The organism is Methanothrix thermoacetophila PT (assembly GCF_000014945.1).
GTDB classification, from domain to species: Archaea; Halobacteriota; Methanosarcinia; order Methanotrichales; family Methanotrichaceae; genus Methanothrix_B; species Methanothrix_B thermoacetophila.
Genome location: NC_008553.1, coordinates 1,671,557 through 1,686,887, shown reverse-complemented (window position 1 = coordinate 1,686,887; position 15,331 = coordinate 1,671,557). Strand labels below are relative to the sequence as shown.

Below are 15,331 nucleotides of genomic sequence, written 5' to 3'. Positions count from 1 at the left end.
ACTACAGACTGTTTGACTTCCAACATATCCGACCCACCTTTATCTTACATCTATTATCCAATATTCCTCAGTAGGGATTGATTAGCCGGGTATAAAAGTTCTCGCAAAGGTCCATTTTCATCCACATGAGTGACGTTGGGTCATGGGTGTTTTTTAGTAATGTGCTCAAATCGCCGAAGTGAGTGTCGGGGATCACACCACTGACATAACTCCCTGTGTCTTATGTGAGATCGCACGCTATTGATCTCAACAATAGAAGCACATGACACATAATTTGTATAAAATGTTTACATTCTATTACAATGTGGCAAAGGGTAACCGGTCTTGTTCGGATGGGCCACATACCGGAAAAACTAAGTACTCCAGACTCCGAGAATGTAAAAGAGGGATGACTGTGGATACGCAGGATGTTGAGGCGGTTGGCGCCAAGAAGTATACAAAAGTCGGGTCCGGCATACCAGGCTTCGATGAGCTTGTCAATGGCGGCTTCAACAAAGGGACTGTTAATACCGTTACAGGCGGCTCCGGCACGGGAAAGACTGTCTTCGCCACCCAGTTCATATACGAAGGCATCAAAATGGGCGATAAGGGGATGATAATAACGCCCTCCGAGAGCGCAGAGTCGCTCAAGAGGGAGATGTACTCCTCATTCAACTGGGATCTGTGGAAGCTGGAAGAGGAGAAAAAGCTCGTCATAGTCGATGTCACAGATCCGGTGCTCAGGCTCCAGAAGAGCATAGATCTCGATCCAGTGGATTTTTTGGTCAACTTCAGGAAGCTCGTCGAGCGGAAGGTGAAGGAGGAGAACCCGCAGAGGGTGTTTATAGATGATCTGATGGCATTCTTCTACGCGGTTCAGGCGCCCTTCAAAATAAGATCTCTGGCGGATGATCTCTTCTCAAGCCTGAGAGCCACAAAGGCCACGACCGTCATAACGATAGGCACCGCTTTCGGCATGAACCAGATACTTGAGTACGGCGCAGATTCATGCACGATGCTCCGCAGGGACAGAATTGGCAACTCACTTGTGCGCTCCATTTATGTCATGAAGATGCGGGGATCGAAGATATCGAACAGCATAAGAGTTCTCGACATCTCGGATGATGGCATGGCTGTCTCAGCCCTATCGCCCTATCCGTGAGGCAGATCATGATACAGAGATGGATCGTACTCGCAGGAGAGGAGGCCGGACCGGTCTCGAACAAGATGGGCGGCATATGGAATGTGATAGATGCAGAGGCCAGAACTCTCGCAAAGCTGATCAGCAGCGGCGAGATCGAGAATGACATCAGGATCCTAGTGGCAGGCCCGTACTTTCCCACAGCTGGCGCAGACTGGAACAGGGGGAAGATGCGTGTTACCGACATATCCGGCCTCGAGCCTCTGAGCATGGGCAACGAGATCAAAACAGCCCTTGAGCGGCTCGAATCTCTTGGGATAAAATCAGTAACAGGCCAGGCGGTGTACCATGATGTTCCGGTCGGCTACATCCTCTTCGACACGCATTACTACGACAGCTGTATAGTTCGAAGAGACACCAGGGAGATGACGCTCACGAACGCGATAAAGGAGGAGGCCTGGAGGCTTGTGGGCCTGGACTCGCTCAAGTACGAGCGGCTGAGCAACGCTCCCGAGTACAATCATTACCTCTGCCTTTCCTATGCGATCTCAGAGCTCGTGCGTGTTCTGAAGTCGATGGCCGAGGAGCCTGCGGAGAAATATGCTGATAAGGCAGTGTCGGAGTTTGCGCGCTCTGTGCTTCCGAAGATAAGAATATCGCTCCACTGCCATGAGTTCGGGGTCTTCTATGCGCTTGCGCGCCTGAAGGCCCTCGGACAGCCTGTCCGCACGATGGCGACACTTCACGCTACTGTCCCCGGGAGGGCAGCTGGGCACAGGTCCCTGGAGATGATCGCCAGGAACGAGAAACGCTGGCCCCCGAACACACCCGTCTCAATGGCGACACTGGAAGGGCTGGCGAGGTATGCGGATGTCGTGACCTTCGTCGGCGATTCCACAATGAAGGAAGCTATGCTCTTCCACGATCTCAAAGGCATCGTCATAAGAAACGGGATAGAGGTGGAGCAGGACTACATAGACTGGGAGAAAAAGAACCGCTGCAGGGCCAGGATACAGAAGTTCGTCTCAGATACGCTTTACAACCTCTATGGCGGGGAGAAGATAGATCCTGAGAATATAATCCCTATATTCACGATATCGAGGATAGAGATAGAGAATAAGGGGTATCCGCAGCTTCTCGACGCGCTGGTCCTCCAGGATCATCTGCTCAGACACAGAGCTATGAAGGAGAGGTTTGCTGAGAAGATCAGGGTAGCATGCTTCCTCATAACCTCTCACGGCCCGAAGCAGAAGGACAAGCTCCCGCACGGTTTCCCGATCAACCTGACGCCTGAGATTCTCGTGTGGGAGGAGAACAGGCTCTACAAGATGATACAGGAGAAGGCTCTGGAGCCGTGGAGGCTCGTCTCTGGAAACCGCATAGTATCTGCGATACTGTATCCACAATGGGTCGGTCCGGAGGACGGCGGGTTGAACATGAGGGTGGACGAGATCATGGCAGGATGTGTTGCAGGCGTCTTCCCCTCACAGTACGAGCCCTTCCTTCTCACAGGCCTCGAGGCTGGAAGAGAGGGGACGCCGAGCATAGTCAGCAGAGCCTGCGGCTTCAGCGATGCTCTGAAGAAGATCAAGAGGCTGACTACAGGCATGGGTGGAGTTGTTGTGGTCGACAATATAGAGCAGACGTACAACGAGATGGTGCTCGACTACGCCCTCGCACTCGATTACTTCACCTGGAGCCAGGTGGCAGATCAGATCGAGTACAGGCTCCTGTGTGAGGAGTCGTTTGCGCTTGCGAAGTATATGGACTGGATGGAGCCTGTGATGGAGTATTACAAGAATCTGGTGGTTTGATGAACATAGCATACCTGAGCACAGAGTACCCGCCGCTGGTCTACGGCGGCCTTGGAGTTTATGTTGATTTGATGTCGAGAGAGCTGGCCTCGATGGGGCATAAGGTCTCTGTGTTCACGATGGGCAGGCCGGATCTGAAGAGGAAGAGGAGAGAGACGAAGAAGGGCGTGACGGCGTTCAGGGAGATTCCTATTCCGATGAGCGACGCGCTTGAGATCTTCTATTCAAAAGAGACCCTCTCGTGGGGCACGGGCCTGGATTTCCTGAACAACCTGCTGAGCTACAACCAGCTGGCTGCAGCCCGTGTGAGGGACTCAGGTCCTTTTGATCTGTGTGTTGCACACGACTGGCTCGCTCTGCCCGCGGGCATGGCGCTGCGTCAGAGCATGCCGGTGATATATCACGTACACTGCACCGAGGTCGGGCGCTCCGAGCACCCCAACCAGCAGCTTGTATCGCTGGAGATTAAAGGCGCCAGGCTCGCGGATCTCGTGCTGACAGTCTCGGAGGCGATGAAGAGGGAGCTCGAGGGGCTCGGGGTGCCACCGAAGAAGATAAGAGTGTGTTATCACGGCGTGGATACTAAGCTCTTCGACCCATCTGCTGTGAAGCCTGAGCGGCTCGAGATGCTCAGGAAGAGTTATGGCCTGAAGGAATCTGATACAGTCCTTCTGTTCCTCGGAAGGCTCGAGCCTGTCAAGGGCGTCTCCCAGCTTCTTGCTGCTCTGCCCGCAATACGCAGGAATAATCCTGACGTCAAGCTTCTCGTGGTGGGCAGCGGATCCCTAATCGATCATGTGAGATCAGAGGCTGAGAGGCTCGGCGGTGTTATTCTCGTCGATCGCTTCCTCTCCCCACAGGAGAAGGTGTATCATTACGCGCTCGCAGACCTCTGCATATTCCCCAGCACCTATGAGCCGTTCGGGATTGTGGCGCTCGAGGCAGCATCGATGGAACGCGTCTCTGTCGTCGGGGCCAGCGGCGTCAGCGGTCTGAGGGAGATCGTCATGAACCCGGAGACTGACAGGCCGACAGGCGTACATGTGAATGCTCGAGATCCGAACGATATCGCATGGGGCGTCAATCTCGCTCTCGAGGATCGGGATAGGCTCAGAGAGTGGGGAAGGAATGCAAGGGAGCGGGTCCTGGAGATGTTCACCTGGAGGAAAGCCGCTGAGAATACTCTGAAGATCTATGAGGAGGTTATAGCATACCGGAGCTGAGGCGTCACTATTTCCTGGAGGAGTACTGCGTCATAGCAAAGGAACGGGCCAGGAGACCCACAGATTTCATCCGGGCGAAAGAGATGCGAGCATCGAAGGAGTGTCCGTTCTGTCCCGGGAACGAGGAGATGACTCCAAAAGCAGTAGCTGTCTACAGAGACGACGGCGTGTTTGTGGATGGCGAGACCCGGATCAGGGGGTGGTGGGCGAGATGCATCCCAAACATGTACCCTGCGATGGTTCCAGACCCAGACGCGCCAACTCCAGAGTGGATGGCGATGCCTGCCAGGGGTGGGCACGAGGTCATAATCGAATCGCCGGATCACGAGAGCAGCCCTGCCATCTTTGATGATGAGAAGATCATCAGAATGATCAGAGTCTATGCAGACAGATACAGATATCACACTGATCGCGGATCCTCATACGTATCCATATTCAAGAACTGGGGTCGTGAGGCTGGTGCGTCTCTGAGCCATACGCACACGCAGCTGATAGCTCTTCCTATGATCCCACCGCTTCTAATGCGTGAGGTATCCGCGATATCATCGATGCCTTCGTGTCCATACTGCAACATCGCCGAGAGGGAGGCGAGCTCTGAGAGACTCATATTCAGAGAAGGGGTGTGGATATGCATAGCGCCTTTTTACTCCCAGACACCATATGAGATGTGGATCCTTCCCTGCAAACACATCAGCAGCATTCTGGAGATGAGCGATTCCATGCGCCTGGAGCTTGGCAGATCCATGAAGAAAGCGCTCCAACGGCTTTCTGTGCTTCTTAATGATCCCCCGTACAACTACATGATCTTTCAGATGAGCTCAAACTACCATTTGAACATCAGAATCCAGCCTGCAATAAGCAAAATCGCAGGATTTGAGAAGAACACAGGAATTTACATAAACCCAGTCTCGCCTGAGCAGGCAGCCTCAGAGCTAAGATCTGTCTTGTGATAGGGGATGGCAGTGCGCAAACTTTCAGGAGAGGAAGTCACGGTCTCCGACCGCTTTGCATCCCGAGGAGATTCAGGCCTTGATGGTCATCTGAGTTCGAATGCGATGGAATTTCGTATCGGCGGATTGCAATCTTCTGCAGCGGTTCGGATTCTGTAAGGGTGAGCTGAGCGGTACAATCAGAACAGAATTTCGAGAGATGTGAAAGAGTTAAATCACATCAACCTATTAGGATGTATTGTTAAAGGTGAGCTGATGCGTATAGGTATGTTCTCCTGGGAGAGCCTTTACTCGGTGAAGGTCGGCGGCGTGGCCCCGCATGTCTCTGAGCTGTCTGAGGCTCTCGCCAGGATGGGCCACGAGGTGCACGTCTTCACAAGGCGTGGCGATTTCGATTACTATGATGAGATCAATGGGGTCCACTACCAGCGGGTGGATCACGACCCCACAGGGGATATAGTCCACCAGATGGACACGATGTGCGATGCGATGGTCGATCGGTTCGAGGCTGTCCAGAGGATCTTCGGAAGGTTCGATGTGATTCACGGCCACGACTGGCATCCTGTGAATGCGATCGTCCGAATAAAAAAGAGCCATTCCATTCCGCTGATATTCACCGTCCACAGCACCGAGTGGGGAAGAAACGGTAACAGTTATGCCCATAGTCCAGTATCAAGAGAGATATCCCATCGCGAATGGCTCGGAGGCTACGAGTCCGCGCGGGTGATAGTGACAACACAGCAGATGAAGAACGAGCTTATGATGCTCTACTCCATACCGGAGGAGAAGATCGAGATAATCCCAAATGGGATAGTGATCGGGAAGCTCAGAAGGTCTCTCGATGCCGGCAGGGTCAAGGAGAGGTACGGCATACATCCGCTTGCGCCTGTGATCCTCTTCTGCGGGAGGATGTGCTACCAGAAAGGCCCGGATCTTCTTGTCAGAGCGATACCCGAAGTGCTCAGGGAGAGATGGGACGCAAAGTTCGTCTTCATCGGCGAGGGTGATATGAAATGGGAGTGCGAGCGTCTGGCCAGAGAACTCGGCGTCGAGCATGCATGCAGGTTTCTGGGATACGTTCCGAGCTCAACCAAAGAGGATCTGATGAACGCATGCGACATCATATGCCTTCCTAGCAGGAACGAACCGTTCGGTGTTGTCGTGCTGGAGGCATGGGATGCCGGAAAGCCTGTGGTTGCCACAGAAGCGGTTACCATAATTAAAAACTTCGAGGACGGGCTGCTGGCATACATACAGCCGGAATCCCTGGCATGGTGCATCAAGCGTCTCCTCAGCAACCCTGCGGAGATGATGAAGCTATCTGCCATGGCTCGGGCGAGGCTCGAGCACGACTTCAGCTGGGATAAGATCGCAGAGACGACCGTGAGGGTCTATGAGGATGTGCTTAGACCGGGCTGAGATCCGTGACGCGAGATCTTCAGGCCGGTGCGTTTCGCATTCTGCACTTTACTGATATATCCATCAGAGATCGAGCTGGATCGTGCTGCCACGGAGCACATCCTCTTCGTCTATGCTCAGCTCTTTTGCGATCTCCGGGCTCATGATGATGTAGGCGCCGTTAGCGATAACGGCTCCGTTGGATGCGGTCGAGTACGGCAGGCGCAGGGTGTAAACGTTATTCACAGGTGCTGCCTCTATCGCATATGTGAACCTCCTGCCCTGGTTTGTTGTTAAATTGAGAATTGCAACAACAGGCTCGCTGCTCCTTCCAGTAACGACCACCCCTGGCACATGCTCGAATATCTTCACGCTCGCACTGCTCGGGTTATCCCCTCTGAATGTGCTGGATTCATAAACAAGCCTCAGATGGCTCATGTTCAGCCCATCGTATAGCTGCAGACGGGCGAGCATGGTTCTTCTCAGCCGGTCTGTGAGCTCTATGCTCAGATACTTCCCCGAGGCTGTGTATCTGAGATAGCTCGACGGGTCCTCCCCCATCCAGCGCGCTGTCGATGGGAGTGTGAGATACAGCATCTCCCATGACGTTATCACATACCTCGCGTTCCTTTGCTCCAGTATCCCCTCCCCATCGCTCTCGCTTTCAGACAGAAAGTACCTCACGGAATCTGCCAACCCTGCCTGAAAGTTGTTCGCGATCACAGGCCGCTCCCCCAGGTAAATTATCCAGTTGCCATAGCTCCAGCTGCTCATGATTCCGTACTCCGGTCTTCTGGAGGGATCATCGAAGAAGCTGGTAGCTGGCGTGTTTTCCTTCAGCCACTTCAGCGCATCCACCCAGTCGCTCTCAATATCAGGAGCATCATCAGAGATCCTGCTGAGTCTCCAGAGGGATGGTGTGGCCATTACAATAAGAACTATAAGCGTTAGCGCCATCATCTGCCTTCTCTCCGGCGATCTCCTCTCAATCAGGGTGGATATCTCTGAGAAGAGCACGGCGAAGAGGATGGACATGTTCATCGCCAGGATGTAGAGAAACCTCTTCTGCCCGAACGTGAGAAGCAGGGCGATGAGAGTCCATACGATCAGAAGAACCCCCTTACGATCGTATATGTGGCGCCTCACAACCAGAGCAAGAACTGTGAGTGTTAGGAGGATGTTGAGCCCGAGAATCGATTGGAGGTTCATTGTCAGAAGCGGGCCAGCCTCCTCTATGAGCCCTGACATCTCTCCCCCCAGGACATAGGGAAGCCTGTTTACCAGGGTTGTGTAGAACACAGATGTGATGCCGCCTCTGAGGGCGTAGATGACCACCAGAACGATCAAACCGGCGGCTATCATTATGCTGGGAAGCGAGTACCACGGCAGGCGTTTCTGCGAGAGAATGTAAATTGCATATCCCAGAAGAGAGGATCCAAGAAGGGTGAATATCGCGATGGCCGATGGGAGCATCCAGTGGCTGCTCCAGAACGGAAGCACGAGAAGCGAGGCGATCGCAGGCGCGATCACGAGGTCCTTCGGTGGTTCCCTGTTGCCTTTGAGATCTATTGACATCCTGACGATGGTGTAGACCAGAACAATGAGTATGTAAGCAGCTGATCCCATCCACGTGTATGCAAGGAGCGCCATGAAGAATCCAGCTGCAACAGACCATCTCATATCGCTGGCGGATAACAGAAGCGCTAGAACGATGAGCGAGAGAAGCAGCATCTCGAGAGCATGATGATCAACGTATCCAAAAGAGTTCACAGCCACCGCATACGAGGATATCGTGAGAAAGAACGCAGATGCCAGGCCGGTCCGCTCATCGAACATCTCCCTCGCAGCGAAATAGACGACTCCCACCGTCAGAGCGCCGAGAATGGGCGGGAGCAGCGATGCCATTATCTCAGCGCTGTGTGTGCTACTGCCGAGCGATGCAAAAGCAGCCCCGAGGACATCGAAGAGCGGGGGCCAGGTAATCTCGAGGCCATTTGGATAATCCACGTATGAATCGAACCAGAGGGTAGAAGGAAAGTGGTTCACTGTATAAAAAATTCTTCGCATATGATAATATGAGTCAGGGCCGTAGAAGAGCAGAGATCCATCTGATAGAGCGAACCTTCCAGCATATATTCTCAACAGAAATGCTGAGATGATCAGGACCACCACAGCCCAGAGCCTGCGCTGCGACCTCATTAGAGAGCCACCTGTCGCTGAACCAAGTTCAACAGATCACAGTATCTCCAACAGCCTGATCTCGTATATCAGATCCACGCCCGCAAGCGGATGGTTTGCGTTCAGCACCACCTTATCGCCTATGATATCCATGATCTCCACCTTGACCACCCTTCCATCGTCCTCCACGACCTCCAGCGTATCTCCAATTTTCAGATCCACATCCATCGGCAGCCTGGACCTCTCGACCTCGACCTCGAGATCCTGCCTGTAAGGGCCGTACCCCTTCTCCGGGGGTATCCTCACGGTCTTCACTTCCCCCGGGCTCATCCCAATGACTGCTTCCTCGAACCCGGGCAGCACCCTGCCCTCACCCAGAACAAACTCGAATGGCTCCCCGCCCTCCGAGGTGTCCACCATGACCCCCCTCTCAAGCCTCGCAGTGTAATGCACACGGACCCTGTCACCCGGCTTAGCTCTGATCATAATCGCCCTCCTGTTATCAGGATCCTGTATGCGGAGCATGTATAATATCTTGCTGCTACAACCCACGTCCAAACATAATTAACCGTAAAATACTTATTCAGTTATAAACAACTCTACGCTGGAGGTTCGGAATGGATCAGCTTGTGGCCACAGTTGTGCCGATATTTGCGGCTGGTTTCGCGATACAGCAGTTTCTTGAGATAATTGACCCGATAGTTGTGAGGCTGATCGGAGAGAGGGACAAGAAGCTGATTCTGGGGATAGTATCACTGATCTCCGGTCTCATGATAGCCTTCGGCACAGGCCTGCGTGTGCTGGCACCGCTCTGCATCTACAGCGAGTTCCAGGAGGGGCACTACTTCGACCTGCTCGACGCGCTTATCACGGCATTCATAATAAGCGCCGGCACAGAGGGCATCAACTCTGTGATGAAGTTTTTGGGATACGCGAAGGAGAGCAAGAAGGGAGATGCAGCGGCTCTGAAGGCGTGGGTGAGCAGGGATGAGGACGCCAAGGATATCATGTACAGAATGGACAGAAAAAGGGAAAAGTAGCAGTGGCCTCCGCTTGGGAGTTTGCGCCCTCTCAATCAGCTCAGGGTCACCCCAGCAGGGATCGCGTCTATGACGACCGTCTCGCTGGGGATGCTGTCCTTCACAAAGCTGATCAGGTACCTTCCAGCATCGGTTATGTTCAGAGACATGTGGCTGTATCCGGCAGGCATGACGACGCTGTTCTTGGAGACCTTCAAATCAGGAGATACCTTGTACACATCAGCCATGCCTGCAGTCTTTGTGTAGGCGAGCAGCCACACGCTGGAGCCGGCAGGCGCCTTCAGGTATCTTGTCAGGCTATCCGTACCGTGTATGTAGAGATGGTTACTCTCAGTGTAGAAAGGCGCTGATGTATATGTTGTGTATGGCACCGGCGTGCCGCCGATATAGACGTAGGAGGGAGGCGATACCATCTCGAATCTTATGAACGTCCCCTCAGGAGTGTAAGCCCACCCACCGACATTTCCCGAGCCCCACGCCCAGCTCCTATCCGGCGGCAGGTTCGGTGGGGTCTTCCACTTCGATCTGAAGTAAGTGGAGCCCTTGACGTAGAAGACGTAGTTATCGTAGACAGATAGGCCTGCGCCCGTTGGATCCCCGAGGAAGTTCAGAGTACCCTCATGGTACGTCTCGAGCATATCATCCGCAAGCCAGGATCTGTTCTCATCTGCAGCGCCAGCTGACGCTACAAACGCCAGCAGCGCGATCGCAAAACCAAAACCAATTCTCATTCAGGATTCACCCCCATGGTTCCCCAGATTTAGTGAGAATGGCGGGAGGATTTAAAAGCATTTCTGGATATGTCCATGATTTGCTGGATGTGCACAAGAATGGACAGCGCACCAGATTTGCTGCAGAACTCAATACATTCACCCCAGGAGGTCGCATGTCCCAGAAAAGATTGAGGATATCGATCATACAGTCGATGATTGCGCAGGCTAGAGGCAGCTTCATTTGCTTCATTTATATCTGCTGACTATTGATTTATCTATCCATATCTTCACAGCCCTCAGGAGCCTTGCAGGGAGGGGTATGCATGTCCTCCCGTATACCCCCACGGCCCTGCCGCAGCCTGTGGAGATCAGTGCGATCGGGTTCTCGGTGCAGGCTAGTATCGAGTACTGCGTCAGCGATCTTCTCCTGATCATCCTTTTCAGGTTCTCCGCCATGTGCTTCGCCTGCCTCTCAGCCTCTATTCCTGTCTTTGTCGCAAGCTTCTGATCGATCTCGATCCAGGCGCAGTCACCGATCGCGAAGATATCGTCCTGAACGCGCAGATACGGGTCTGTCAGAAGCCATCCACGCTTCTTAGGAAACCTGAGGTTCTCAGCGAACTGCGTGGGCTTTATGCCTGTCGTCCATATGGTCATATCGCAGTCAAGTGTTGTACCATCCGCGAAGGTTATGCTGTCCCGCTGTATCTCAGAGACCTGAGTGGATGTGAGTATGCTCACCCCTCTTTCAAAGAGAATCCTTTCCACCAGCCTGGAGATCCTCTCAGGGAACTGCGGGAGTATTCGGCCCTGCATCTCCACTATGTATATGTTCGACTCCAGCGAGTCGGCGAGCACCGATGCGACCTCGACGCCTGTGAGGCCGGAACCGACGACCATTATCCTGTCCGGGCTCTCGCGCTCTATGAACTCCCGGGCGTGGAGCGTCCCCTCGAATGTGTTCACGGAAAACGCATTCTCCGAGCCCTTCACACCGTAAAAGTTCTGTTCCGCCCCCACAGCTATCACGAGAATATCGTATTCAACCCGCGACCTCTGACATACCACCACACCATCATCGAGCTCAAGCGCGCGCTCGCTGATGTGTAGGGCGCCGGAGCGCTCGCAGAAATCGTCCAGCGGGGCGATCATATCATCGATGCCGACCAGGCCTGCGAGGTAGTCGGGGTAGAGAGCCTGGCACTCGATCTGATGTTTTGGCTCTATGAGCGATATCTCGATCTCTGTATTTGAGAGCAGCCTGATGAGCTCCGCTCCAGCTATCCCACCACCAACTATCACAAGTCTGGGGGAGCTCCGCATGGCCTCTCACTACGCTCCAGCTGCGCTTAAAAACCCTTTGGCTGGTGCGTGGATTTCGCAGAAACGCTCCGCCGGGAAAAAACACTTGGTCGTAAGGTCACATCTGGAACTTGAGGCGCTCCACACGGCGGCAATAGCTTCTTCCAGGCTCACCAGACCACGGGGATGCGCCAGACATGACATCTTAACCCTACGTGGCCTTGATATCCACCCCAGTTATCTCTCCCAGCAGCGCGGGGTTTTTCATTATCGAGTTCCCGATGAGTAACGCATCAGCGCCTGCATTCATCATTCTCAGCGCCTCCTCTCGCGAGCTAACTCCACTCTCGGCGACTGTGAACAGACCGATATCTCTTGCGATCGGACCGAGAGCCTCGAACCTTCCCAGATCCACCTCCAGAGTTATGAGATCCCTGTTGTTTATTCCAACTATCGTGGCGCCAGCATTTGCGGCTCTATCAAGCTCATGCTCATCGTGAACCTCGACAAGAGGCTCCATTCCAGCCGCCCTGACATCCTCTATGAGATCCTCGATATCTGCTATTGATACGATCAGGAGCACTAGATCCGCCCGGGCTTCGCGAATCTGTTTTCTGTTAATGATGAAGTCCTTTCTGAGAACCGGCAGGGATGTCGATCTCCTCGCCTCCTCCAGAGATGAGATCGAGCCGAGGAAGTATGTGGGCTCTGTGAGAACGGAGATGCCGCAGGCGCCCCTGCTCTCATAAAATCTCGCTATCTCCCCGGCCTCGCCTGCCCTCAATGGCCTGGATATCGCCCGCGGCTTTATCTCGGCTATCACCGGTATCAGGCCTCTGCGCCTCGCCGAGATCGCGGAGCCCACGAGATCTCTGGATTTCAGGTGATCAAACGACTGTTTCGCTCCGGCCATCCGCAGCTCTGTAGCGCTCAGTATTCCCTCTATGAGAGGATGCATCCTCAACCATCTCCACCCAGTTCGATACGATCTTCATACCGCATGGCGTGAGAACAGACTCCGGATGGAACTGGAGACCCTCTATGCTCAGGTCCCTGTGTCTTATTCCCATCACCACGCCATCATCGCTCATCGCAGATATCAGGAGATCAGGCGCCAGTGTCTTCACCGCGAGAGAATGATACCTCCCTCCGATCAGCGGGGACTCGATGCCCCTGAACACGCCCAGACCATCATGCATTATTTTAGATACCTTCCCATGTAAAGGATTCGTGTGGGTGATGCTCCCTCCAAACGCGATGTTGATCGCCTGATGGCCTAAACAGATGCCAAGTATCGGCACGCCCGCTCTGCCGAACGATCTTATTATCTCGATGCAGCTCCCTATATCCCTGGGGTTCGCCGGATGCCCCGGGCCAGGAGATATCACGATGCCTGCCGGGTTTATATCTCGAACCTCCCTCAGAGATATTCGGTTTGGGACGACCAGCGTATCAGGGTGGAGCTGCGATACATAATCCACCAGATTCCATACGAAGGAGTCCTGATTATCTATGAATAGTATTGTTCGGTTCAATCGATCACCCCCAGAGCACGCTTCATCGCGCCCATCTTCCTCTCGGTCTCGGCCAGCTCCCTCTCAGGGTCAGAGTCCGCAACTATTCCAGCTCCAGCCTGCACCCTTGCGATATTATCCTTCAGAATGATACTCCTGATCGCTATCGCGAAGTCCGCACTACCATCAGCTGAGAAGTATCCTATGCCTCCTCCGTATATCCCCCTGGGCTCTTTCTCGAGCTCATCGATGATCTCCATCGCTCTCATCTTCGGCGCGCCTGACAGAGTTCCTGCGGGAAAGATCGCGCGTGCGGCATCGAACTGATCGCACTCCTCCCTCAGCACGCCCGAGACCGTGGTCTCTATGTGCTGGACGTGAGAGTATCTCAGAACCGACATGAAGTCCTCGACCTTCACACTTCCCGCCCTGCAGACGCTCCTCACGTCGTTCCTTCCGAGATCCACGAGCATCACATGCTCGGCCCTCTCCTTCTCGTCGTTCAGCATCGCCCTGGCCAGGGCCTCATCCTCCTCAGGGGTTCTCCCCCGCGGACAAGTCCCAGCAATCGGATTGACTTTGAGTATTCCGGCGTAGGTGTTGAAGAGCGTCTCAGGAGATGCGCCCACTATTGAGAGACCCCCGAACTCGAAGAGGTATGTATACGGGCTAGGATTGATCCTCCGGAGGTTTCTGTAGAGCGCTATGGTATCACTGCATTCTACGTCTGTGGATCTGGCGAGCACCACCTGGAATATGTCTCCATCGATTATGTGCCTCTTTGCAGCAACGACAGCCTCCATGTACTCCTCAGGATCTCCGCATCGCACGACCCTCCCGCGGAGCTCGGAGTTTTCAGGGTAATCGTCCACGCCCTCGACCCTCTCGATCAGATCTGTCTTCGCCCCGGGGAGCATCGGGACTACAGCGAAGTAGACCCGTCTCATGAGGTGATCGAAGATGAATGTGCTCTCGACTATTGCGAACTGTGCATCAGGAGTTTCTGAGGTCGAGACCTTTCCGAGCCGTTCCTTGACCATATCATATGCGATGTACCCGATGCCGCCTCCAAGGAAGATCTGTCTGCCGAAGAAGTTCCTCTCATCGGATCTCGGGCATGGTATCGCGGCTCTGAGGGCGTCAAACATATCGAACTCCGGAAGCAGCCTTCCTTTTATTCCGTGGCTGAACTCCTCGATCTCCGCGCACCGCGAGAGCCTCCGGCTCAGGAACTCCTCCCCGCCGTTGAATACCTCTACCTCTATCTCCCGGTTCTTCAATCTCACAACCGCTGAGGGGTCTGCGCCGACGAACGAGAACCTGGCCCTCTGGCCCGATTTCTCCACAGACTCCAGGAGGTATGGATAGCGTCTACCTCTCAGGGAGAGGTAGAGCGATAGCGGCGCATCCACGCTGATCTTGTCTGTGACGTCTATTAGGACTGGATATGTCACTGGCAGGATCTCACCCTCCTCACGAACTCCTCGGCCTTCACCGGATCCTTCCTTCCATTCGTCTCTACGCCGCTGGAGACATCGACAGCATACGGTTTCACCACATTGATCGCATCCATGACATTCTCTGGACGCAGACCACCTGCGAGTATCAGCGGAGCGTGGAGCGTCGATCTCATCCTGGCTGTCACAGACCAGTCGTGCGTCCTTCCGGATCCTCCAAGGCCTCCAGAGACTGGTGTGTCGACGAGAACAGCATCGGCGATCCTGCTCACCTCAACAGCCCTATCAGATCCGGGAGGCACTGCGACAATGATCCTCTGTGGAACGCGTCTTTTGATCTCTTCTATCTCCTCAGGAGAGAGATCCCCGTGGATCTGAAGCGCGTCGCTCTGAAGATAGTCTGCGAGCCGGACCGCATCATCCACACCAGCCGGCTCCACAACGGCGACGCTTGTGGTGAACGGCGGGACCATTCCGATCAGGTTTCTTGCCTCATCCAGAGAGAGGCGATGCCTAGAGCGCTCTATCTCCACTACGAATCCAAGAGCGTCCGCGCCTGCTTTCAGCGCGCACTCGAGCTCGTATTCATCCATCAGACCGCAGATCTTGACCCTGGTCATTG

General features: G+C 54.1%; 14 protein-coding genes. 6 read left to right on the top strand and 8 right to left on the bottom strand.

Annotated elements, in window-relative coordinates:
- Positions 1–394 precede the first annotated feature (394 nt).
- The 5 genes from MTHE_RS08140 to MTHE_RS08120 all read left to right on the top strand — a co-directional run bounded on the left by MTHE_RS08140 (position 395) and on the right by MTHE_RS08120 (position 6,526).
- Positions 395–1,141, top strand: coding sequence for an RAD55 family ATPase (locus MTHE_RS08140; protein ID WP_011696703.1), 747 nt, complete (start codon positions 395–397; stop codon positions 1,139–1,141).
- 8 nt (positions 1,142–1,149) lie between these two features.
- Positions 1,150–2,934 carry a glycosyltransferase gene (locus tag MTHE_RS08135; protein WP_011696702.1) on the top strand — a complete coding sequence of 595 codons (1,785 nt, stop codon included), beginning with the start codon at positions 1,150–1,152 and terminating at the stop codon, positions 2,932–2,934.
- On the top strand, positions 2,934–4,157 hold the full coding sequence (locus MTHE_RS08130) for a glycosyltransferase family 4 protein (RefSeq protein ID WP_011696701.1): 1,224 nt from the start codon (positions 2,934–2,936) through the stop codon (positions 4,155–4,157). The genes MTHE_RS08135 and MTHE_RS08130 overlap by 1 nt, the downstream gene beginning before the upstream one ends.
- Complete coding sequence (locus MTHE_RS08125; RefSeq protein ID WP_232840933.1) at positions 4,145–5,107, top strand: galactose-1-phosphate uridylyltransferase; 963 nt, start codon at positions 4,145–4,147, stop codon at positions 5,105–5,107. Before MTHE_RS08130 ends, MTHE_RS08125 begins: the two co-directional genes overlap by 13 nt.
- A gap of 255 nt (positions 5,108–5,362) precedes the next feature.
- The gene (locus MTHE_RS08120; RefSeq protein ID WP_011696699.1) at positions 5,363–6,526 is read left to right on the top strand and encodes a glycosyltransferase family 4 protein; all 1,164 of its coding nucleotides are present in this window, start codon (positions 5,363–5,365) and stop codon (positions 6,524–6,526) included.
- A gap of 63 nt (positions 6,527–6,589) precedes the next feature.
- Here the strand turns inward: MTHE_RS08120 and MTHE_RS08115 are convergent, their stop codons facing one another.
- A complete protein-coding gene (locus tag MTHE_RS08115; protein ID WP_011696698.1) occupies positions 6,590–8,704 on the bottom strand; it encodes an oligosaccharyl transferase, archaeosortase A system-associated in 2,115 nt (704 codons plus the stop codon).
- Positions 8,705–8,740: 36 nt separating this feature from the next.
- Positions 8,741–9,169 (bottom strand): FKBP-type peptidyl-prolyl cis-trans isomerase, encoded by a 429-nt coding sequence (locus MTHE_RS08110; RefSeq protein ID WP_011696697.1) that lies wholly within the window; start codon positions 9,167–9,169, stop codon positions 8,741–8,743.
- A gap of 131 nt (positions 9,170–9,300) precedes the next feature.
- On the opposite strand from MTHE_RS08110, the gene MTHE_RS08105 reads away from it, so the two are divergent.
- Entirely contained in the window at positions 9,301–9,723 is a 423-nt protein-coding gene (locus tag MTHE_RS08105) for a hypothetical protein (RefSeq protein WP_011696696.1), read from the top strand.
- Positions 9,724–9,758: 35 nt separating this feature from the next.
- On the opposite strand, the gene MTHE_RS08100 is transcribed toward MTHE_RS08105, so the two are convergent.
- From MTHE_RS08100 to MTHE_RS08075, 6 genes are all read right to left on the bottom strand, one after another.
- The gene (locus MTHE_RS08100) at positions 9,759–10,454 is read right to left on the bottom strand and encodes a hypothetical protein (RefSeq protein WP_011696695.1); all 696 of its coding nucleotides are present in this window, start codon (positions 10,452–10,454) and stop codon (positions 9,759–9,761) included.
- A gap of 228 nt (positions 10,455–10,682) precedes the next feature.
- Positions 10,683–11,759: an NAD(P)/FAD-dependent oxidoreductase gene (locus MTHE_RS08095; protein WP_011696694.1), complete on the bottom strand. Its 1,077-nt coding sequence runs from the start codon at positions 11,757–11,759 to the stop codon at positions 10,683–10,685.
- A 190-nt stretch (positions 11,760–11,949) separates the two neighbouring features.
- The gene (locus tag MTHE_RS08090; protein WP_011696693.1) at positions 11,950–12,696 is read right to left on the bottom strand and encodes an indole-3-glycerol-phosphate synthase; all 747 of its coding nucleotides are present in this window, start codon (positions 12,694–12,696) and stop codon (positions 11,950–11,952) included.
- Positions 12,626–13,273 (bottom strand): anthranilate synthase component II, encoded by a 648-nt coding sequence (locus tag MTHE_RS08085; protein WP_175265933.1) that lies wholly within the window; start codon positions 13,271–13,273, stop codon positions 12,626–12,628. Before MTHE_RS08085 ends, MTHE_RS08090 begins: the two co-directional genes overlap by 71 nt.
- Entirely contained in the window at positions 13,270–14,706 is a 1,437-nt protein-coding gene (gene trpE, locus MTHE_RS08080; protein WP_011696692.1) for an anthranilate synthase component I, read from the bottom strand. Before trpE ends, MTHE_RS08085 begins: the two co-directional genes overlap by 4 nt.
- Positions 14,703–15,329 carry a phosphoribosylanthranilate isomerase gene (locus MTHE_RS08075; RefSeq protein WP_011696691.1) on the bottom strand — a complete coding sequence of 209 codons (627 nt, stop codon included), beginning with the start codon at positions 15,327–15,329 and terminating at the stop codon, positions 14,703–14,705. Before MTHE_RS08075 ends, trpE begins: the two co-directional genes overlap by 4 nt.
- Positions 15,330–15,331 lie beyond the last annotated feature (2 nt).